This is a genomic window from Alistipes finegoldii DSM 17242, from assembly GCF_000265365.1.
In the GTDB taxonomy this organism is placed as follows: domain Bacteria; phylum Bacteroidota; class Bacteroidia; order Bacteroidales; family Rikenellaceae; genus Alistipes; species Alistipes finegoldii.
In genome coordinates this window covers 2,488,076-2,505,909 of record NC_018011.1, presented here as the reverse complement: position 1 = coordinate 2,505,909, position 17,834 = coordinate 2,488,076, and the positions used below count along the sequence as shown (strand labels likewise).

The window sequence follows — 17,834 nt, the reverse complement described above, 5'->3', positions numbered from 1 at the left end:
CGCCGAAATCCGGCACAGTATACAGAAAAAAAATACGCCACGGAATCCGTGGCGCATCTACTTTTCATACCGGAGACCGCTTGATGAAGCCGCCCGAATTTTCCGAATCCGGCCCTTATTTAGGGCGAATCGTCGAAAGGCGGGCGACCTGCCGGAGATCGAACACCCCGAAAATATTCACCACTACCGTCTCCTTCGCGCCGTAAGTTATCATCACCAGTTCCGATTTGACCGACAGCGCGGTTTCGCGGATATAGAACTTCGTGGTCTGCCCGTTCTCCGAGCCGGAAGTGACGGGCTGAAACTTCCGGTCGGCGGCAACGGCCGCCTCGGCATCCCGAACGAACCGACCGCCGTCACCCTCTTTCAGGGCGATGATGCGGATATACTGAATGTCCTTCAGCAGTACGGCAAGCCCCTTGTCGCCCCGTTCCGCGGCCTGACGGCTCATCAGCTGCATCATCTTCTGCTCCAGCTGCACGCTCGTAAAGCCTTCGGCGGCGGCATAACGGCTAAAAAAGTCGTCTACGGAATTGCTCTGGGCCGCAGCCAGCCGAGGAAGGAGCAGTATCAAAATCAATAATAGTCGTTTCATGTCCGTTCGTATTTGGTTACATGAGCAGCGAGATGCCGAAACTGAACGTATGGCACTCCGGTCCCGCATGCTTCTTGAACAGCGGGGTCACGCCGTAGCTGGCGAAGATGCCGATGCCGTAATAGGAAACCGTTCCTCCTACACCGAACTGATAGGTTCGCAGCCCCGACAGCTCGTACTCCACGCGCGGTTTCTTGTGGAGCGACGTCAGCTCTATCCCGAAATCGGAATAGGCGATCACCGAGGCCTGAAAATGTTTGAACGGCTTGTAGATAAGCCGGATCGGAATTCCCAGCGACGAAGTGACGAATTTCGATTTGTCGGCGGGTTCGTCCAGCGCCACGGGCAGCAGACGGCCCTTTTCGTAGCCCAAGCGGATTCCGGCATCCGCAAGCCGGTAGTTGTCGACGGCGAACCGCAGATCGGTGGCGAAGTAGAGTGTCCGGCTCTTGTTCAGGGCGACCTGCACCTGCATCACCGAAGCGGCGCAGTGGAACGAATTCCCCAGTTTCTGATCCAGAAACCCTTTCTCTTCGGGGGCATAGCCGCCGTAATCGACGCCGACGAGCTTCGTAAAGCCGAATTCGCCGCTGTTAAAAAAGTAGAGTTTCACACGCCCGGACCTCATGACCAGATCCGCCTGCGAATCCGTCTCCGGCGCACGGCCCAGCGTCAGGCCGAAACCGGCCACTTCGAGTACCACACTCCCCTCACGCCCGTCTCCGCGCAACGACATCAGCTCGCCGCCCATCGCATCGAGCCGCCGCAGGGTGTCGAGCCCCAGCGAATCGCGGTCCACGGTTCGGATGGCATATTCACGGCCGGTACGGCGGCCGGCCGAATTGGCCGGTATCCGGTCGGCAGTCTGCGCGGCACTCCGGTCGGCGCTCTGCGCGGCAAGCAGCTGCGGAAGGAGCAGAATCAGAATCAACAGCAATCGTTTCATAATCGACACGTATTAGGTTAGGTTGCAATCAGAGCATGAGTCCGACACCGAACGAGAAGGCATGGCAGTCGGGTCCCACATGCTGTTTGAACAGCGGAGTCACGCCGTAACGGGTGAAGAACCCGAAACCGCGATAGCTGACACTGAGACCGACCCCGAACTGATAGGCCCGGAACCCGGACAGGCTGTTTTTCTCCTTCGGTTTCTTATAAATCGCGTCGGCGCCCAAGAGGAAGTCGGAATAGGCGACGGCCGTGATCCGTAGGTGTTTCGCCGGAGTGTAAGTCAGCCGAACGGGAATGCCGAGCGAGGAGGTGACGGCTTTCGACTTGCCGGCGGGTTCGTCCAGCGCGACCGGAACGACACGTCCTCCGTCGTTGCCGAGCGTGATCGTATTATCGGAGAGCCGGTAATTGTCGAGCGTGTACTGCATGCCCACCCCCAAGCAGAGCGAACGGCTCCGGTTGAGCGCCAGCCGGAGCTGCACCGCCGAAAAACTGAAATGGAAGGAAGATCCCAGCCGCTGATCCAGAAAGCCCTTTTCCCCGGACGCATACCCCGAATAGTCGACGCCGACCAACTGCGTGAATCCCAATTCGATATTGCTGAATGCATTGAACCAGACGCGGGGCTTTTTCAGCTCCATTCGTTGCATCGGCGTATGTCCCAGCGTAAGCCCGAAACCCGCCACTTCGAGGATCATGTTGCCGTCACGGCCGCCGTCACGCAGCCGGATCAGATCGCTGTCCACCGTATCAATCCGCCGGAGCGTATCGATTCCCGTCGAATCGCGCTCCACGGTCTCGATGGCAACCGGTTTTCCGTCGGCTCGGCGGAAACAGGCCGAATCGGCTTTCTGCGCCGCAGCGACTTCATGCGCCGGAGCGGACGAAATAAAGAACTGCGCCCCAGCAGGCGAAACCGCCAGCAGGAGCAGCGCTCCCGTACAAACAAACAGTTTTTTCATACCCGTATCGTTTTATTCGTTTATTATCAGTTCATCCACCATGCGGACCTGATCGCCGAAATCCGAGAGTCCCTGCAGGTAAACCGTCGCCTGCATGGCAGCCTCCTTGTCGTAAATCGCCACACCGTCGATATAGCAATAGGGCTTGCGCAGATATTCGGCATAGAAAAACACGCCCAGCACCACCGCCGCAGCGGCAGCCACGCCCCAGAGGGGACGGAGTTTCCGGCCGCCCCGCGCCCCGCGCCCGGCTGCGGAACGCGTTTCATAACGCCGCATCCCTTCCGCCGGACGGACAGCCGGACCGGTTTGCACGCTACCCTCGCCGGGATACCGCTCTTCGGCCAGAGCGTCCAATCCGCCGAACATCGTCCGCGCATAACGCAGGGATGCGGGAATCTCATCCACGTACCGGAAATAGTCGCGCAGTTCGCGCTCTTCGGCTTCGGTCGTCCGCGCATCGAAATAGCGCTCCAGCAGCCGCTCAATTCTTTCGTCCTGCTCTTTCATCGTCCATCATTTTTTTCAGTACCTCTCTCAGTCCGTTGCGGGCGCGGGAGAGAATCACGCGCACCTGCGCTTCGTCGCACGCCGCTATCTCGGCGATTTCGCGGGTCGGATACCCCTCGATATCCTTCAGGTGGAGCACCTCGCGCTGCCGTTCGGGCAGGCAGGCCATCGCGCGTCGCACCAGATCGCGCGCCTCCCAGCCCTCCGCATCGCCCGTCGTCGAACGTTCGGCCCACCCCGCGACCGCATTGTCGCGCCGCTCGCCGGCCTGCCGGCTGCGGAACCGGTCGTAACAGCAGTTACGCACCGCGACCATCACGAAGGAAGCGACGTCGCGGCAGCCGTCGAGCCGATCACGCTCCCGCCACAACCGCTCCAACAGGTCGTGCGTCACGTCTTCCGCCTCGTCGGCGCAGAGCAGCAGACTCTGCGCGTAGCGGAACATACGATCGCGCAGCGGGACGACATATCGGGTGAATTCGAATTCCTCCATTGTATCTGTAAGACGAAACCGACGGGCGAAACGCAACATCGGATCATCAAATATCGCAATTTTTTCCTGCAACACCTCCTTTCTTCCGCAGCAACCGGTGATTCTATATTATAGGTATCCGAAAAAAAATCGCATTTTTTAAGAAAAAAAGTACTTTGCATTGCATAATACTAAAAACTGTATTATATTTGCAGTACCAAAGTAGCAGTAACCCGGACACATTAACCCTAAATCAGCTTCTACGACTATGAAAGAGACAGTAAACGTAAACATCGGTTCGCAAGCCTTCACGCTCGACGAAGACGCCTACCGCGTACTGAGAAACTATCTCGAAGATATCCGCAGCCGCCTGCCCGAATACGACACCGAGACCATGGGCGACATCGAAGCGCGCATCGCCGAGATTTTCCGCGAGATCGTTTCGTCGCCGATGCGGGTCATCACCCTCGACACGGTCCGCCAGACCATGAACCGCATGGGATCGCCCGCCGACTTCGGCGAACGCCGCGGCAGCGCCCCGCAGGAGGAACAGCCCGAACCGGAACCCCGTAAACTGTTCCGCTCGCGCACGGACCGTTCGATCGCCGGCATCTGCGGCGGACTGGCCGAATTCTTCCATGTCGATACGACCGTCCTGCGCCTGATCACCCTGTTCCTGATACTTTTCGGCGGACTCTCGATCTGGGCCTACATCATTCTCTGGATCGTCATTCCGGAAGAACCCGCACGCAAATTCAGCATTCACAACAAAAACCGATAAAACCATGACAACGAACAACACCAAGAGACTGCTGCGCACTCCCGACGGCATCATCGCAGGCGTCTGCGGCGGACTGGCCGAATTCTTCGGTCTCGACGTATCGCTCATACGCATAGCAACACTGATCCTCATACTCTTCGGCGGCCTTTCGATCTGGGTCTACATCATCCTCTGGCTGATCGTGCCGAAGGCTCCGAAGCGATTAACCGAATAGCACAATGGCCGAAGACAACGTAAAAGCGCAGATGCGCAAAGGAATTCTGGAGTACTGCATCCTCGCCATTCTCTCCCGCGAAGATTCATACGCTCCGAAGATCATCGCCGAACTCAAGCAGGCCGAGATGATCGTAGTCGAGGGTACGCTCTACCCGATCCTCACGCGGCAGAAGAACGCAGGGCTTCTGACCTACCGCTGGGAAGAGTCTCCGCAGGGACCTCCCCGCAAGTACTACACGCTCACCGAAAAGGGGCGCGAATACCTCACGACGCTCGACGAGGCATGGGACGAACTCGTAGGACAGATCCGCATCATTCGTCACGGCAAACAATAAAAAACCTCAAAAAATCACAACCATGAAAAAGATACTCCTGATCGCAGTCCTGCTGGGCGCCATGCTCTCCGTAACGGTCTATTTTGTCTGCATCGCAGCGCCGTCCGTCTTCTTCGGCAAAGGGCTCAAAGGCAGCGGCAACATCGTCACACGCACCATCGAGACTCCGGCCTTCGACCGCATCGACGCCGCACGCGCCGTCAAGGTCGTCATCACCGACAAGACCTCCGGCAAAATCACCATCGCCGCCGACGACAACGTTATGGATTACGTCGTAGTCGAAGCCAACGGCGGCCGGCTCACGGCCACGATCGACAAGTCGATAAACAACCTCTCGAACGCCGACGTCACCGTGACGGTTCCGGCCAACGGCAGCATCCGCGCCCTCGACGCATCGAGCGCCGCGAAAATTTCGGGCGACGTGGTGCTGAACGCCGACAAATTCGCCATGGACGCATCGAGCGCCGCCAAGATCGACGTTTCGGTCAAGGCCCAATCCTGCGCCGTAGCCGCATCGAGCGCATCGAAAATCAACGCCTCGGTAGAAGCGGTCTCCTGCAGCGTGGAGGCTTCGAGCGCATCGAAAATCACGCTGAAAGGCTCGGCCGCGAAGTGCACCGCCGACCTCAGCTCGGCCGCGAAACTTTCGGCCGGAGACTTCGTCGCCGCCGAGTGCTCGGTAAACACTTCGAGCGCGGCGAAAGCCGTCGTAAACTGCACGGAGCGTCTGCACGCCGACGCATCGAGCGGCAGTTCGATCCGCTACAGCGGCGACTGTCAGACCAGCATCAACAAGTCGAGCGGCGGCAGTGTCGGCCGCAACTAACCCCCAAACCGAGCAACCATGAAAGAGGTTAAGAAATGCAGCATTTCGGGCGTGGCGTTCACGATGGATACCGACGCTTATCAGGAGCTGGAAGCCTATCTCGAAAGCCTGAAAAAGACCTACAAGGAGACTCCCGACGGAGCCGAGATCGTCGCCGACATCGAAGCCCGCATCGCCGAGCTGATCCTCTCGGCGCAGGACAGCACCCGCGTGGTCGAAAAGCCCCTGATTCTGAATATCATCCGACAGATGGGGACCGCCGAGGACATCTCCGAAGAGGAGCCGGGACGAAGCCCCGAAGAGCCGCGCATCCCGCGCCGTCTCTACCGCGACACCGAAAACGCCAAGCTGGGCGGCGTCTGCGCCGGCATCGGCAAGTATTTCGACGTCGATCCGGTCTGGATACGGCTGGCCATGTTCCTGCCGATACTGCTCACCGTCTTCCAGTGGATTCCCTTCATGCGCTGGACCGGTCCGATGATGGGCAACCTGTTCGGCATCTTCGTCATCTGCTACATCATCATGTGGTTTGCCGTTCCGGCTCCCCGCACGGCGCGCCAGAAACTCGAAATGAACGGCGAGAAGATCACGGCGCAGTCGATCCGCGAAACCACCGAAGCCAGCGCGAGCTGCGATCCCGACGCCAAGGCCAAACCCATCGTCGCCGAAGCCGTGTCGGTATTCGGCAAGGTGGTGCTCATCCTCCTCAAGCTCTTCGCCGGAGTGCTCGTATTCGGACTCATCATGGCGGCCTGCGCGCTGATTATCGGACTCTTCGCGCTCATCATCGGCGGCGCCAGCATCTCCATTCCGTTCTTCCCGCTGGGCATGACGCTGTGGGTTCCCGCGCTCGGCATACTTATTGTACTGATACTGGTAATACTGCTCATTTACGTACTGATGTGCCTCATCGCTTCGCGCAAGCCCGGAGGCAAGACCATACTGGTAATCTTCCTGTTGTGGCTCGCCGGCATCATCGCCTGCACCTGTATCGCCATCCGCGAGAACGTCGGCGACCGTATCCGGACCAGACACAGCGTTATCGAACGGATGCTCAACAGCGAGATAATCATCGACAACGACACCACGACGGTCGAGCGGCTGCTGGAGGAGTACGACAGCCAGAACGTCATCGAGGACGGCCGCAAAACGCTGCATATCAGCGTCCCGAACCAGTCGATCGACATTACGATCGACAGGGAGAAGGCCGGACTGGAGGTGAAAGCCAACGGCAAACGGGTGAAAGTGCAGACGGGAGACGACAAAACCGAATCCGCAGAACCGGATTCGGTCCGACAGCCGGACGCCGGCCGAGTCCCCGCAGAGCAGACCGAATAAAGGCCACAGGCGTTAGGTAAAATAAAAAGTTTTTTCGAAACGCGGGGCGGATCCTCCGGGAACCGCCCTCGTTTTTTGAAAAAATTGAAATAATTACTACCTTTGAGCGATTTTGTTTTCTAAACGAAAAACTATGGCTGGAATCAAATGTATCGGTATTCTGACTTCGGGCGGCGACGCTCCGGGAATGAACGCCGCCATACGCGCGGTAACCCGCAGCGCAATCTATAACGGCTTCGCCGTCAAGGGCATCATGCGCGGATACAAAGGTCTCGTATTCAACGAGATCGTGTCGTTCAAATCCCAAAGCGTAAGCAACATCATCCAATTGGGCGGTACGATCCTCAAGACGGCCCGCAGTCAGGAATTCACCACGACCGAAGGCCGCAAGGCGGCATACGACAACATGGTGGCGGCCGGCATCGACGCGCTGGTGGTCATCGGCGGCGACGGTTCGCTCACGGGCGCCGGCATCTTCGCCGAGGAATACAACGTGCCGATCGTGGGACTTCCCGGCACCATCGACAACGATCTGGGCGGCACCGACTCGACGATCGGCTACGACACGGCGCTCAATACGATCGTCGAAGCGGTCGATAAACTCCGCGACACGGCGTCGAGCCACGAGCGGCTCTTCTTCGTCGAGGTGATGGGCCACACGGCGGGTTATCTGGCGATGAACAGCGCCATCGCCACGGGTTCCGAAGCGGCGATCATACCCGAAATGGAAACCGAAGTGGACCAGCTGGCCGAACTCATCAACCACGGCTTCCGCAAGAGCAAGAACTCGGCGATCGTCATCGTGGCCGAGAACCCGAAGACGGGCGGCGCCACGGCGCTGGCCGAACGTGTCAAGAAGGAGTTCCCGCAGTACGACGCGCGCGTCACGATTCTGGGCCATATCCAGCGCGGCGGATCGCCGACGGCCGTGGACCGCATCCTCGCCTCGCGCATGGGCGAAGCCGCCATCGAAGCGCTTCTCGACGGACAGCGCAACGTGATGATCGGCACGATGAACGGCAAGATTGTCTACGTCCCGTTCGCCAAAGCCGTGAAGCACGACAAGGGCATCGACCGCAAAGACCTCGAACTGGTCAAGATACTCTCCATATAATCCAAAACGCAATCCCGAACTTACCGAATGAAACGTGTTATAGGCATCGGCAATGCCCTGACGGACATGCTGGTCAATCTGAAATCCGACTCGGTGCTGAGTCGCTTCAAACTCGCCAAAGGCTCGATGAGCCTCGTGGACACCACCCTGCAGACCGAAATTTCGAAATCCGTGGCAGGACTGCCCTACTCGCTGTCGCTGGGCGGCTCGGCGGGCAACACCATCCGCGCCATGGCCAAACTGGGCTGCGATGTCGGGTTCATCGGCAAGGTCGGACAGGATACGACGGGCGACTTCTTCGTGCAGGCGCTCGAAAACTTGGGTGTGGAACCGGTCATCTTCCGGGGCACGGAGCGTTCGGGCAAATGCGTGTCGCTCATCTCGCCCGACGGCGAACGCACGATGGTCACCCATCTGGGCGCCGCGCTCGAACTGACGGCCGAAGAGATCGAAACGTCGATTTTCGACCATTACGACTGTCTTTACGTCGAGGGCTATCTGGTGCAGAACCACGACCTGATTCTCAAAGCCGCCAAGACGGCCAAGGAGTGCGGGCTGAAAGTCGCCGTCGATCTGGCCAGCTTCAACATCGTGGCCGAGAATCTCGAATTCCTGCGCGGTCTGGTCCGCGACTACGTGGACATCGTTTTCGCCAACGAGGACGAAGCCAAGACCTTCACCTGCGAAGCCGAACCGCTGAACGCCCTGCAGGTAATTTCTGAAATGTGCGAGCTGGCCGTGGTGAAAATCGGCATCAAGGGCGCCATGATCAAGCAGGGCGACGAAGTGGTGCATGTAGGCATCATGGCCGCAGCCAAGCGCGTGGACACGACGGGCGCGGGCGACTTCTACGCCGCGGGATTCCTTTCGGGACTCTGCGACGGACTTTCGCTGCGCCAGTGCGGCACGATCGGGGCCATCACGGCGGGTAAGGTCATCGAGGTCGTCGGCACGACGTTCGGCGAAGAAGCGTGGGAGGACATCTCCCGGCTCGTGAACAAGGTCAAAAACGAAAAGTATCTTTTCTAAAAAGAAGATCGCAAGACAGACAGAACCGCAGTCTCCGGACTGCGGTTTTTCATTGCGGATCGGAGAGAAGCCCCCGGCTGATCTCATAGCGCATCCGGATCAGCCAAAGCGACTTGCGGGGCGGCATCGTAAGCGACAGCAGCAGCGTCGCGCCCCATTTCAGGCTCTCGAACAGAAGCGTCTTCGGATAGCGGCGATACATGCCCGCCCGCAGACGCTGGCTCACGCCGACGTTGTAACAAAGGCGGCGGAAATAGGATTCGGTCAGTTTTTCGGGCGGAATGATATGCCACATAACCGCACCGGGCACATACCAGCAAGTCTCGCCGCCGCGCATCAGGCGTTCGAAGAAATCGTTCTCCTCACCCCCGATCAACATCCGTCCGACACGCCCCAGCGAAGGGTCGAAGCCCCCGTAGCGCAAGGCCGCCGAACGCCGGAACGCCATGTTGCCGCCGCCCGGAACCCGGCCGGCAGGAAACGGCCGCACGGCGTCGCCGAAATCCATCGGATTGGCGATCGGCATCTCGGTATATTTCGAGAGCCACGCGGGACGTCCCGTCACATACTCGGCGATAATGCGCCCGCCGGCCACGACGGCGTCGGGATGCGCATCGAAAAAGTCGGCATAGGCGCGCAAGAATCCCGGATTGATACGCTCGTCGTCGTCGATGAAAACCAGCAGCGGGGCCGAAGTCTCGGCAATGCCCCGGTTGCGGGCATAGGAGACGCCCGGACCGTCCTCCGTCACGAGGCGCAGGTTCAGGCCGGGATAACGGGCCGCAAAATCCCCGAACCGCGCGACGGTGTCGTCCGTCGAGTTGTTGCTCACGACCACGCACTCCCAGTCGGCGGCGGGCAAATCCTGCCGTATGACCGATTCGAGCGCGGCGATAAGCCGTTCGGACCTATTGTGCGTGGGGATTATGAGCGACAGGCGAATCATCGTGCGAATGTAGCAATTTATCCGCAAAAAACACCTATCTTTGCACAAATTATAACGCGCCACGACTATGTACAAACTGTTTCGCACACTTTTACTGCCGGTTGCCGCGCTGTTCGCTTTCACAGCGGCCACGGCTCAGAACGTCAGCTGGAAAAGCTCCGTGGAGCACCTCGAAGGCGATGTCTACCGGATCGTTCTCGAAGCGTCGATTCCCGCCCCCTACCATATGTACGACATGGGACCCTACGAAGGCGGCCCCAACGCTACGGCCATCGTCTTTACGCCGGGCGACGGCGTAACGCTCGAAGGCGGCGTGGAACAGCTTTCGACGCCGGAACGCCATTACGACAAGACATTCGAGATGGAGATCGGCACCTTCGCCGGCAAGGCCCGCTTCGCCCAGCAAGTAAAACTCGCCGCGGCCAAAGCCACCGTCAAGGCCGCAATCGAATGGATGATCTGCGACGACACGAGCTGCATGCCCCCCGACGACACGGAACTGACGGTCGAGCTGACCGCACGTCCCGGCTCGGCAGCAGCTAACAGTACTGCAGCCGTCTCCCCGAATAACGACTCCTCCGCCAAAGACACCCCGGCGGAAGCCGCCGCGGATACGGCCTCCGGCACGGCCCCGACAGCTGCCGCGGAGATCGTCCCGGCGCAGAAGAACGCCGCAGGAGGCGGCACGCTGTGGGCGCTGATTATCGAAGCCATCCTCTGGGGCTTTGCAGCCCTGCTGACCCCCTGCGTGTTCCCGATGGTTCCGATGACCGTTTCGTTCTTCATGAAGGGCGAAGGAGGTCCCGCACGCGGCCGCTTCCGTGCCGCCATGTACGGATTCTTCATCGTCGCGCTCTACACGCTCCCCATCGCGGCCATCATCGTCATCACACGCATTCTGGGCGGCGACACCGTGACGGCCGACATCTTCAACTGGCTGGCGACGCACTGGCTCCCGAACATCCTCTTCTTCCTCGTATTCATGGTCTTCGCCGCTTCGTTCTTCGGGGCTTTCGAGATCACGATGCCCTCGTGGATGGTGAACAAGACCGACGCCAAAGCCGATTCTAAAGGCTTGGCCGGCATCTTCTTCATGGCCCTGACGCTCGTGCTGGTGTCGTTCTCCTGCACGGGACCGATCGTCGGTTCGGTGCTCATCAAATCGACTTCGGGCGAATTCTGGAGTCCGATCGTCACGATGCTCGCATTCTCGGTGGCATTCGCCCTGCCGTTTACGATCTTCGCCTTCTTCCCCTCGATGCTCAAGAAACTGCCCAAGAGCGGCGGCTGGCTCAACTCGGTGAAGGTCGTGCTGGGCTTCATCGAAGTCGCCCTCGGCATGAAGTTCCTTTCGGTCGCCGACCAGACCTACCACTGGGGACTGCTCGACCGCGAGATCTATCTGGCCGTATGGATCGTGACCTTCTCGCTGCTGGGACTCTATCTGCTCGGAAAAATCAAATTCGCGCACGACAGCGACATGCCCTACCTCGGCGTAGGACGGCTGGCGCTGGCGATCATCACCTTCTCGTTCGTCGTATACCTGATTCCCGGCATGTGGGGTGCGCCCCTCAAGGGACTTTCGGGCTACCTGCCGCCCCTGCATACGCAGGACTTCGTCATCGGACAGGTCGGCTCAGCCGCAGCGTCGGGCGAACCGGGCATGCTGCTGACCGCAGACGGCAAAAAACCCAAGCACAGCGACTTCCTGCACCTGCCGCACGGACTCGAAGGATTCTTCGACCTGCAGGAGGCCGAAGCATACGCCGCGAAAGTCGACAAGCCGCTGTTCATCGACTTCACGGGCCACGGCTGCGTAAACTGCCGCGAAATGGAAGCCCGCGTTTGGTCCGATCCGCAGGTGCTGGATATCCTGCGCCGGGATTACGTGATCGCGGCGCTCTACTCCGACGACAAGAAAGTCCTGCCCGAAAACGAATGGGTGACCGCCGATTCGGGCAAAGTGCTCAAAAGTCTCGGCAAGATCAACTCCTACTATGCGCTGAAAACCTACGGCGTCAACGCCCAGCCCTACTACGTACTGCAGGGCCGCGACGGGAAAACGCTCGTGCCGCCGCGCGGATACGACCTCAACGTCGAAAACTTCGTGCAGTTCCTGCGTAGCGGCGTCGAAGCCTACAAGAAGCAGCAATAACACGGACATACGCATAAAAGAGCCTGCTCCTCACAAGTAGCAGGCTCTTTGCATACACACCCGACGGCGTTACTTTTTCTCTTTCCCGCGGTCGGAGAAAGCCGCTTCCACTTCGGCTTCCTTCTCTTCACGCTCTCTGGCGGTCGGGGCCTTGCCCTCCTTCACCAGCTCATCGACCTTGCGTTCGAAATTCTGCTCGCAAGGCGTGCAGGTCGTTTTCGTATCCTCTTTCATAACTTTTGGAATTTGACGTTATACGCTACCCGGCAAATTACGCGCCGGAGTTTGCGACCCGACGGCGGTTCGTTCCGTTTTTTTGCATATCTTGTTGAAACCAAACGCAACTTCGACACAACGACATGAAAATTCACAAGACAGACATTCCGCCCCGGTCGCTGCTGACACCCTGTCTGCCGGGTGATTACCACGACTGCTTCACATACGGCATGACCTGCCGGCGCAAAATCTCGCCCGACGACCTGATGACGGCATTCTGGACGACGATGCCCGGATGGCTAAACACGCTGTTCAAACTGCGCAACGCGCTGGTCAGACCGTTCGGACTGCAAACCGACAACGGCGATGCGAAACAGCTGGAAAAGGCAATCCGCAGCGGCAGGGATTACCGCATGATGTCGGTCGTCGGCAAAACCGACAATGAAACGGTAATTTCACTCGACGACAAACACCTGAAAGCCTACCTCTCGGTTTACGCCGAAGCGCGCGAAATCCACCTGAGCACCTTGGTCCGATACCACAACCGGCTGGGATTCTTCTATTTCAACCTGATCCGCCCGTTCCACACGCTCGTCGTGAAAAGCATGTTCCGGAGGATTATCAAGGCGCACGGTTTGTAGATCGCCGTCAGCCTGCATTATTCGCCGTCGGTTTACAAAAAAACAGGGGTCGGATTTTTCAATCCGACCCCTTTGGTAGCGGGAGGAGGACTCGAACTCGGAATGTTTAAGCCTATATTTCAATGAATTATACTAGCTTCTCTGCTAAAAAGTATTCCAACAAGTATTGTTTATTCAATATTTGAACTGATTAAATCCACCATTTCAGCAGATACCCGAAGAATATTTTGTATAGAATTCGTACCATAGATATTGCGTTGTTTCATTCCACAAACCAACTGTACTCCTTCTCTCCCGCCAGCGCCTTTGCCAGTCCGTCTGCAAATACCATAGCATTGCGGCTCCTCGTTAGGAACGAATCGATATAACTCGACTTGTTGGCTCCAGTAAAGAGGTTGAACACTCGCCATAGGTCTATCTCTCCTTGCTTGTCGCAGGCAAATGCAGGGTCGTTGTAATAGGCCCTTGCAATGGTGTTCAGATGGCAGTCCGTGAACTCGAACTCCGGGAGCAGTTTCCGCTGTGCCGGTGGCAGGAACTGGTATAACCTCGCCTTGCCTACCAGCTGTGCGAACTGACTCTCCGACATCGTACTGTCGAGCAATGCCCGCATCCGCTCCAGATGGCGTTTGGCATTGTAGCTTACCACCAGTTCGGTAATCTTCGCCGTCAACTCTTGCGTATTTGTCACCCGTATCTCTTCGGCCACACCGTCCGTAGCCACACACATATTGCAGCACACCATGTTTTTGAAGCCGATAAAGACCTTGAACTTCTCGAAGCCTTTCTTGCTATACAGGTTCTCTTGGTTATAGGCTCTGACACCCCCTATCGTAAGGTTCAGCCTGCATCCGTCAATGGTTTCCGTGACAGAGGGAATTTCGATGCAGAACATCATCCGCTCGTAATAAATCGTCTTGTCTGCATCCGTAAGTTCGTGTACCGCCTTGTGGATGGCTTCGGGAGTCCGGCCCTTGACGATATGGCTCACCCGGATTTCGGGATTGTCTACCGTATCTCCTCTGAACATCCGCTGCGCACACTCCCACATGGTTTCGATGAATTGGTTATGGGAGATGGTCACCTCGTTGTCTTTGGAGAATACCGGGGTAATACAGTCGTTCTTGAGGTGGTAAAGGCTGACCTGTTTGGTATTGGCCTCGATGAAAGGCTTGCGTGGCTGTTCTTCGGGAGTTTCCCGAAACGGGGATTCTTCATCCTCACCGAACGAGGGCGAGGAAATAATCGGCTGCATATCGTCCTTCGCATCTTCAACGGGCACAAAGGGCAGCGGGTGGGGTTGGTTATCGGGCTGTATTGCCCGCCGGATAGCTGCTTCCATAGCTTACAGGGGTTGGGGTTTGACATTGGTTGCACCAGTCGAGAATCCGTGTCCCGACTTGGCTGGTAATGGGAAATTCGGGTTTCCCGGCGAACAGTTCCGTACGGTCTTTGGATGCCGTGGCATAGTGCTTCATGTTCACGTCGAAGACGATGGTAAACTCATAGTCCACGTTGTCACGCTGCACGGCCTTCAACCCTACTTTCTCCGGAATCATCTTCCCGTTACGCTCGTTGAGTACGTACTCCTGCTTGCTGCGCATGGTACAGATGACATGGCACGAGGAATTGAGGATACGCTGGATAAAGGCGTTCTGACGCGGCGTGACCTTGGCCCAGTTGGCAAAGGAGTTGCCTTGCAGATTGGCGTGGAAATCCAGCAGGTAATCCCAGCAATGCGAGATACTGTCGATGATGATTACTTCCATGCCTGCGCTTTCGCAGATACCGATGGCATCGATGTATTTCTCCGGGTTGTAGGGTTCCGAGAGGGAGAGTACGTTGTAGGCTCCCAGATGGGCATAGAGGTCTGCACTGCCGTTCTCGGTGTCGATAACGGCGATTTTAGTCCAGTCGGAAGCCATACCGCAGGCCAGCAGCAGGCTGGAATAGGTCTTGCCCGAACCCGATGCCCCTTGCAGGGCCAGCCGCATCTTGGCTGCCCGGCGTTGTGAATGTCGTAATTGCATAGATAAATGGTTATTTGATATGGGAATGATTATAGTACGGTGATAAAAAGCAAGGCTGCTCCTTTTGAGGGGAACAGCCTTTTAAATGAAGAGGACGATTCTTACAGTACGGCAACCGTGGTGAACTGAGGATTGTCGCCTGCATTGTGAAGCAGGAGGAACTGCTCGCCGCTCTCCTCGGAGAGAACTTCCGAAATGACGGGATGGTCGAGCGCTTCGGCGGGATACTTCGACGTGACAGCGCCCGCCTTATCGCCATACCCGAAGAAATGCTTGCCCGTCTGCTCGTTGCGGATGATGCGGATTTGAAGGATGCCTTTCCACTCCTTGAACTCGTCGAGGGTGAATGTCCGCAGGAATTTGAGCGTGTGGTTCATAGTCATAGATTTATAAGATTCGACAACATGGGCAATAATATGATATGCCCCAAAGCCCAGCTGGGGTCGGAACCCAATCCCGCAAGGCGGGAGGGGGTATTCGGGGGATATATCGCACGGGCATACATTTTCAGCCTTTCAGAAAAATTTTTATTGCAGAAAATAATGAATTCGACTCAAGTAACCACAAGAATTCATCGTATGATGGGTGGTACTTGAGCCGATTCGCATGTGGGGACAGAGGATATTCGGTTATATCATTTTAATAGCCGTAGTTACTTGATTCTCATATTGCAGGAGAAAAAGCCCGGACAAAAGTTAGGTTACTCACTCAAACATAAATTTCTATATAAAATAATTAATCTGAATGAGTAAACCCCTATTATAATAACGGGCTGAATGGATGTTTGACAGCAACCCTTTATACTCACTTACTTTATTATTCTATATACAAGTAAGTGAGTAAATTGTACATGGTAATACTATATCTCTTTATCTGTAAGATTATTTAGCCAATCACCGTCAAGGATTAAAAAACATTCAGAATATTCCTTATGCCGTTTTTTAATTCTTAATATTATCCACTTATAAATCTGTCGTATACTCATAATTTCTTCATTACCCCTTCACATTTAGGACACACCGGATTATCTTCGCTCCACTCCTCGACATTCTTTGAACCACACCACATACAAAAAGGTTCATCGGGTATGTATTCCCAATATATCTGCCCAGTTGAAGCATATATCAAGGTATTGGGCTGACCTTTCAGATAACGATTATCGCATAAGCGTTTGCAATCTTTACAAGTAAAGGATGTAAATTTGGCTAATGGCGTTTCATCTTCCCAACGATGACCTACACAGCAATCGGTGTAACCGCAAGCCAGACAATAAAATCGAAGAACTGCCATAGCATACAGTTAATCAGTTGCATTATTATTTCAGTAATTCTATCCCGGTTCTATTCGAGTGAGTTAGAACTAATCTATTTTAATTAGTCTTTATAGTATTTACATTCGACTTTTTTCCATCCTTTATAAATCCAACGTAACACGAGGGGGATTATGGCACAATAAAGAATAAATTCACTAATATCATAACAGTCTAAATCGCCTTCAAAAGGAAACCAACGTTTAATTTGACGATCAAAATCATCTCCGTAAGCTAATCCACGAAGTAACAGTAGAATATTGAGGACACACCAAAAATAATATATCCTAGCAACATTTTTAGAAATGCGTGGTCGAATGATTTCTTTAGCCTCTTCACAAGATGAAAATGCAGATATAATACATCCTAGTTCTGTATCAGAGAATTTAATCCATTTATTTTCAGTTGATTGATATGAATAAACTTGTTCCTTGAGGATATGTTCATATTTCAGCCAATAAAATTGACTTATCTTATCTAATGAAGGATAAGCGATATCAAAATTTTCTTCAAAATAAAGGACAGGGACGCCATCACTATTTTTGATATGCTGATACGTAGAATAATGTCCGGTCACATCTGTATCCTCTTGTGTCAAAATTGTAATTACATGTTGATTAATATGGTTACACGTGCATATAAAAAATTTTGTATCCTTGGCTGTTGCTACAATATCAGCAAATACCTCCTGTATAAATTTTAGATTTACTTCTATTGAATCATGTTTTGCAATTTTATATGCACCTATTATAAATGGAATCGTTATCCCAGTTGTTATTACTCCTTTATCTTTTAATAAATTGATTAATGTGAATGCAAACGGTTGTTGGCTTATCACAGTCAGGTTCTCATTTAAATTAGTAGTCATAGTTTTAGAACTATTCCCGCCCAACTCCGATTCGGGTGATTATAAAAAGAAAGCGTGGAGCTGTTAGACTTATTTTAGCTGGTAGGCCCTAGGAATAGCCGTGACAATAAATAAGCAACAACCCCACACCTATATAATCTGCTAGAATGACAGTTATATACAATGTGGAAGAGGTCAGCTCATTCCCTTGTCTCAATGAATTTCCTAGGTTCACCAGCGAGAATAAACTAAACACTTTCTGTGTTCAAATATGTTGCTACCGAAGTAGCTTTGCAAAGTTACAAAATATTTGAAATCACAAGCAGGTGTATGCCTCTTTTTTAGGTTGTTGCAGATGTAAATTTCGGTTAAAAGTTTCTGAAAATCAAGATTGAATTATATATATGATTATCCTAGATTGGGGATTACTGTTTTACTTGATTCAAGTACCCCATAAAATGAAAGGCCTGCCATTACTGACAAGCCTTTATATCCTCAATTACTCACTCAACTTATAAATATTGATTGTCATATGCATAGTATATCAGCACATTACATATC

General features: G+C 54.8%; 20 protein-coding genes. 9 read left to right on the top strand and 11 right to left on the bottom strand.

The genetic code is table 11. The features are described 5' to 3' along the window. Nucleotides 1–115: 115 nt before the first annotated feature. The 5 genes from ALFI_RS10920 to ALFI_RS10900 are packed head-to-tail and all read right to left on the bottom strand — an operon-like array spanning nucleotide 116 to nucleotide 3,511. Nucleotides 116–595, bottom strand: a complete 480-nt coding sequence (locus ALFI_RS10920) for a DUF4252 domain-containing protein (protein ID WP_014775858.1) — start codon at nucleotides 593–595, stop codon at nucleotides 116–118. A 16-nt stretch (nucleotides 596–611) separates the two neighbouring features. Beyond that, complete coding sequence (locus ALFI_RS10915; RefSeq protein ID WP_014775857.1) at nucleotides 612–1,541, bottom strand: hypothetical protein; 930 nt, start codon at nucleotides 1,539–1,541, stop codon at nucleotides 612–614. A gap of 28 nt (nucleotides 1,542–1,569) precedes the next feature. Further along, complete coding sequence (locus ALFI_RS10910; protein ID WP_014775856.1) at nucleotides 1,570–2,508, bottom strand: hypothetical protein; 939 nt, start codon at nucleotides 2,506–2,508, stop codon at nucleotides 1,570–1,572. Between the two features lie 12 nt (nucleotides 2,509–2,520). Then, on the bottom strand, nucleotides 2,521–3,018 hold the full coding sequence (locus ALFI_RS10905) for a hypothetical protein (protein ID WP_014775855.1): 498 nt from the start codon (nucleotides 3,016–3,018) through the stop codon (nucleotides 2,521–2,523). Continuing rightward, nucleotides 2,993–3,511 carry an RNA polymerase sigma factor gene (locus ALFI_RS10900; RefSeq protein ID WP_022043911.1) on the bottom strand — a complete coding sequence of 173 codons (519 nt, stop codon included), beginning with the start codon at nucleotides 3,509–3,511 and terminating at the stop codon, nucleotides 2,993–2,995. The genes ALFI_RS10905 and ALFI_RS10900 overlap by 26 nt, the downstream gene beginning before the upstream one ends. A 247-nt stretch (nucleotides 3,512–3,758) precedes the next feature. On the opposite strand from ALFI_RS10900, the gene ALFI_RS10895 reads away from it, so the two are divergent. The 7 genes from ALFI_RS10895 (at nucleotide 3,759) to ALFI_RS10865 (ending at nucleotide 9,129) form a co-directional block, all read left to right on the top strand. Continuing rightward, on the top strand, nucleotides 3,759–4,271 hold the full coding sequence (locus ALFI_RS10895; RefSeq protein ID WP_014775853.1) for a PspC domain-containing protein: 513 nt from the start codon (nucleotides 3,759–3,761) through the stop codon (nucleotides 4,269–4,271). A 4-nt stretch (nucleotides 4,272–4,275) separates the two neighbouring features. Continuing rightward, nucleotides 4,276–4,485 carry a PspC domain-containing protein gene (locus tag ALFI_RS10890; RefSeq protein ID WP_009597438.1) on the top strand — a complete coding sequence of 70 codons (210 nt, stop codon included), beginning with the start codon at nucleotides 4,276–4,278 and terminating at the stop codon, nucleotides 4,483–4,485. Between the two features lie 4 nt (nucleotides 4,486–4,489). Further along, a complete protein-coding gene (locus ALFI_RS10885) occupies nucleotides 4,490–4,822 on the top strand; it encodes a PadR family transcriptional regulator (RefSeq protein ID WP_009597447.1) in 333 nt (110 codons plus the stop codon). A gap of 22 nt (nucleotides 4,823–4,844) precedes the next feature. After that, the gene (locus tag ALFI_RS10880) at nucleotides 4,845–5,648 is read left to right on the top strand and encodes a head GIN domain-containing protein (RefSeq protein ID WP_014775852.1); all 804 of its coding nucleotides are present in this window, start codon (nucleotides 4,845–4,847) and stop codon (nucleotides 5,646–5,648) included. A gap of 18 nt (nucleotides 5,649–5,666) precedes the next feature. After that, entirely contained in the window at nucleotides 5,667–6,986 is a 1,320-nt protein-coding gene (locus ALFI_RS10875) for a PspC domain-containing protein (RefSeq protein ID WP_014775851.1), read from the top strand. 133 nt (nucleotides 6,987–7,119) lie between these two features. Beyond that, complete coding sequence (gene pfkA, locus ALFI_RS10870; protein ID WP_009597478.1) at nucleotides 7,120–8,100, top strand: 6-phosphofructokinase; 981 nt, start codon at nucleotides 7,120–7,122, stop codon at nucleotides 8,098–8,100. Between the two features lie 27 nt (nucleotides 8,101–8,127). After that, a complete protein-coding gene (locus ALFI_RS10865) occupies nucleotides 8,128–9,129 on the top strand; it encodes an adenosine kinase (protein WP_009597464.1) in 1,002 nt (333 codons plus the stop codon). Between the two features lie 49 nt (nucleotides 9,130–9,178). On the opposite strand, the gene ALFI_RS10860 is transcribed toward ALFI_RS10865, so the two are convergent. Beyond that, nucleotides 9,179–10,075: a glycosyltransferase family 2 protein gene (locus ALFI_RS10860; RefSeq protein WP_009597441.1), complete on the bottom strand. Its 897-nt coding sequence runs from the start codon at nucleotides 10,073–10,075 to the stop codon at nucleotides 9,179–9,181. 67 nt (nucleotides 10,076–10,142) lie between these two features. Here ALFI_RS10860 and ALFI_RS10855 point away from each other — a divergent pair, with 67 nt between their 5' ends. Then, nucleotides 10,143–12,230 carry a protein-disulfide reductase DsbD family protein gene (locus tag ALFI_RS10855; protein WP_014775850.1) on the top strand — a complete coding sequence of 696 codons (2,088 nt, stop codon included), beginning with the start codon at nucleotides 10,143–10,145 and terminating at the stop codon, nucleotides 12,228–12,230. 69 nt (nucleotides 12,231–12,299) lie between these two features. Here the strand turns inward: ALFI_RS10855 and ALFI_RS17150 are convergent, their stop codons facing one another. Next, a complete protein-coding gene (locus tag ALFI_RS17150; protein WP_014775849.1) occupies nucleotides 12,300–12,464 on the bottom strand; it encodes a hypothetical protein in 165 nt (54 codons plus the stop codon). 125 nt (nucleotides 12,465–12,589) lie between these two features. On the opposite strand from ALFI_RS17150, the gene ALFI_RS10850 reads away from it, so the two are divergent. After that, complete coding sequence (locus ALFI_RS10850; protein ID WP_014775848.1) at nucleotides 12,590–13,087, top strand: DUF2867 domain-containing protein; 498 nt, start codon at nucleotides 12,590–12,592, stop codon at nucleotides 13,085–13,087. Nucleotides 13,088–13,349: 262 nt separating this feature from the next. Here ALFI_RS10850 and ALFI_RS10845 read toward each other — a convergent pair whose 3' ends face one another. From ALFI_RS10845 to ALFI_RS10830, 4 genes are all read right to left on the bottom strand, one after another. Further along, the gene (locus ALFI_RS10845; protein WP_014775847.1) at nucleotides 13,350–14,429 is read right to left on the bottom strand and encodes a DUF3871 family protein; all 1,080 of its coding nucleotides are present in this window, start codon (nucleotides 14,427–14,429) and stop codon (nucleotides 13,350–13,352) included. After that, entirely contained in the window at nucleotides 14,392–15,117 is a 726-nt protein-coding gene (locus ALFI_RS10840) for an ATP-binding protein (RefSeq protein WP_014775846.1), read from the bottom strand. Before ALFI_RS10840 ends, ALFI_RS10845 begins: the two co-directional genes overlap by 38 nt. Before the next feature lie 101 nt (nucleotides 15,118–15,218). After that, the gene (locus ALFI_RS10835; protein ID WP_244264970.1) at nucleotides 15,219–15,500 is read right to left on the bottom strand and encodes a hypothetical protein; all 282 of its coding nucleotides are present in this window, start codon (nucleotides 15,498–15,500) and stop codon (nucleotides 15,219–15,221) included. A gap of 990 nt (nucleotides 15,501–16,490) precedes the next feature. Further along, nucleotides 16,491–17,294, bottom strand: coding sequence for a hypothetical protein (locus ALFI_RS10830; protein WP_014775844.1), 804 nt, complete (start codon nucleotides 17,292–17,294; stop codon nucleotides 16,491–16,493). Nucleotides 17,295–17,834 lie beyond the last annotated feature (540 nt).

Excerpts from the sequence above, each read along its gene's own strand:
- ALFI_RS10920 (WP_014775858.1), bottom strand. The coding sequence starts at position 595 with ATGAAACGACTATTATTGATTTTGATACTGCTCCTTCCTCGGCTGGCT.
- ALFI_RS10915 (WP_014775857.1), bottom strand. The coding sequence starts at position 1,541 with ATGAAACGATTGCTGTTGATTCTGATTCTGCTCCTTCCGCAGCTGCTT.
- ALFI_RS10910 (WP_014775856.1), bottom strand. The coding sequence starts at position 2,508 with ATGAAAAAACTGTTTGTTTGTACGGGAGCGCTGCTCCTGCTGGCGGTT.
- ALFI_RS10905 (WP_014775855.1), bottom strand. The coding sequence starts at position 3,018 with ATGAAAGAGCAGGACGAAAGAATTGAGCGGCTGCTGGAGCGCTATTTC.
- ALFI_RS10900 (WP_022043911.1), bottom strand. The coding sequence starts at position 3,511 with ATGGAGGAATTCGAATTCACCCGATATGTCGTCCCGCTGCGCGATCGT.
- ALFI_RS10895 (WP_014775853.1), top strand. The coding sequence starts at position 3,759 with ATGAAAGAGACAGTAAACGTAAACATCGGTTCGCAAGCCTTCACGCTC.
- ALFI_RS10890 (WP_009597438.1), top strand. The coding sequence starts at position 4,276 with ATGACAACGAACAACACCAAGAGACTGCTGCGCACTCCCGACGGCATC.
- ALFI_RS10885 (WP_009597447.1), top strand. The coding sequence starts at position 4,490 with ATGGCCGAAGACAACGTAAAAGCGCAGATGCGCAAAGGAATTCTGGAG.
- ALFI_RS10880 (WP_014775852.1), top strand. The coding sequence starts at position 4,845 with ATGAAAAAGATACTCCTGATCGCAGTCCTGCTGGGCGCCATGCTCTCC.
- ALFI_RS10875 (WP_014775851.1), top strand. The coding sequence starts at position 5,667 with ATGAAAGAGGTTAAGAAATGCAGCATTTCGGGCGTGGCGTTCACGATG.
- pfkA (WP_009597478.1), top strand. The coding sequence starts at position 7,120 with ATGGCTGGAATCAAATGTATCGGTATTCTGACTTCGGGCGGCGACGCT.
- ALFI_RS10865 (WP_009597464.1), top strand. The coding sequence starts at position 8,128 with ATGAAACGTGTTATAGGCATCGGCAATGCCCTGACGGACATGCTGGTC.
- ALFI_RS10860 (WP_009597441.1), bottom strand. The coding sequence starts at position 10,075 with ATGATTCGCCTGTCGCTCATAATCCCCACGCACAATAGGTCCGAACGG.
- ALFI_RS10855 (WP_014775850.1), top strand. The coding sequence starts at position 10,143 with ATGTACAAACTGTTTCGCACACTTTTACTGCCGGTTGCCGCGCTGTTC.
- ALFI_RS17150 (WP_014775849.1), bottom strand. The coding sequence starts at position 12,464 with ATGAAAGAGGATACGAAAACGACCTGCACGCCTTGCGAGCAGAATTTC.
- ALFI_RS10850 (WP_014775848.1), top strand. The coding sequence starts at position 12,590 with ATGAAAATTCACAAGACAGACATTCCGCCCCGGTCGCTGCTGACACCC.
- ALFI_RS10845 (WP_014775847.1), bottom strand. The coding sequence starts at position 14,429 with ATGGAAGCAGCTATCCGGCGGGCAATACAGCCCGATAACCAACCCCAC.
- ALFI_RS10840 (WP_014775846.1), bottom strand. The coding sequence starts at position 15,117 with ATGCAATTACGACATTCACAACGCCGGGCAGCCAAGATGCGGCTGGCC.
- ALFI_RS10835 (WP_244264970.1), bottom strand. The coding sequence starts at position 15,500 with ATGACTATGAACCACACGCTCAAATTCCTGCGGACATTCACCCTCGAC.
- ALFI_RS10830 (WP_014775844.1), bottom strand. The coding sequence starts at position 17,294 with ATGACTACTAATTTAAATGAGAACCTGACTGTGATAAGCCAACAACCG.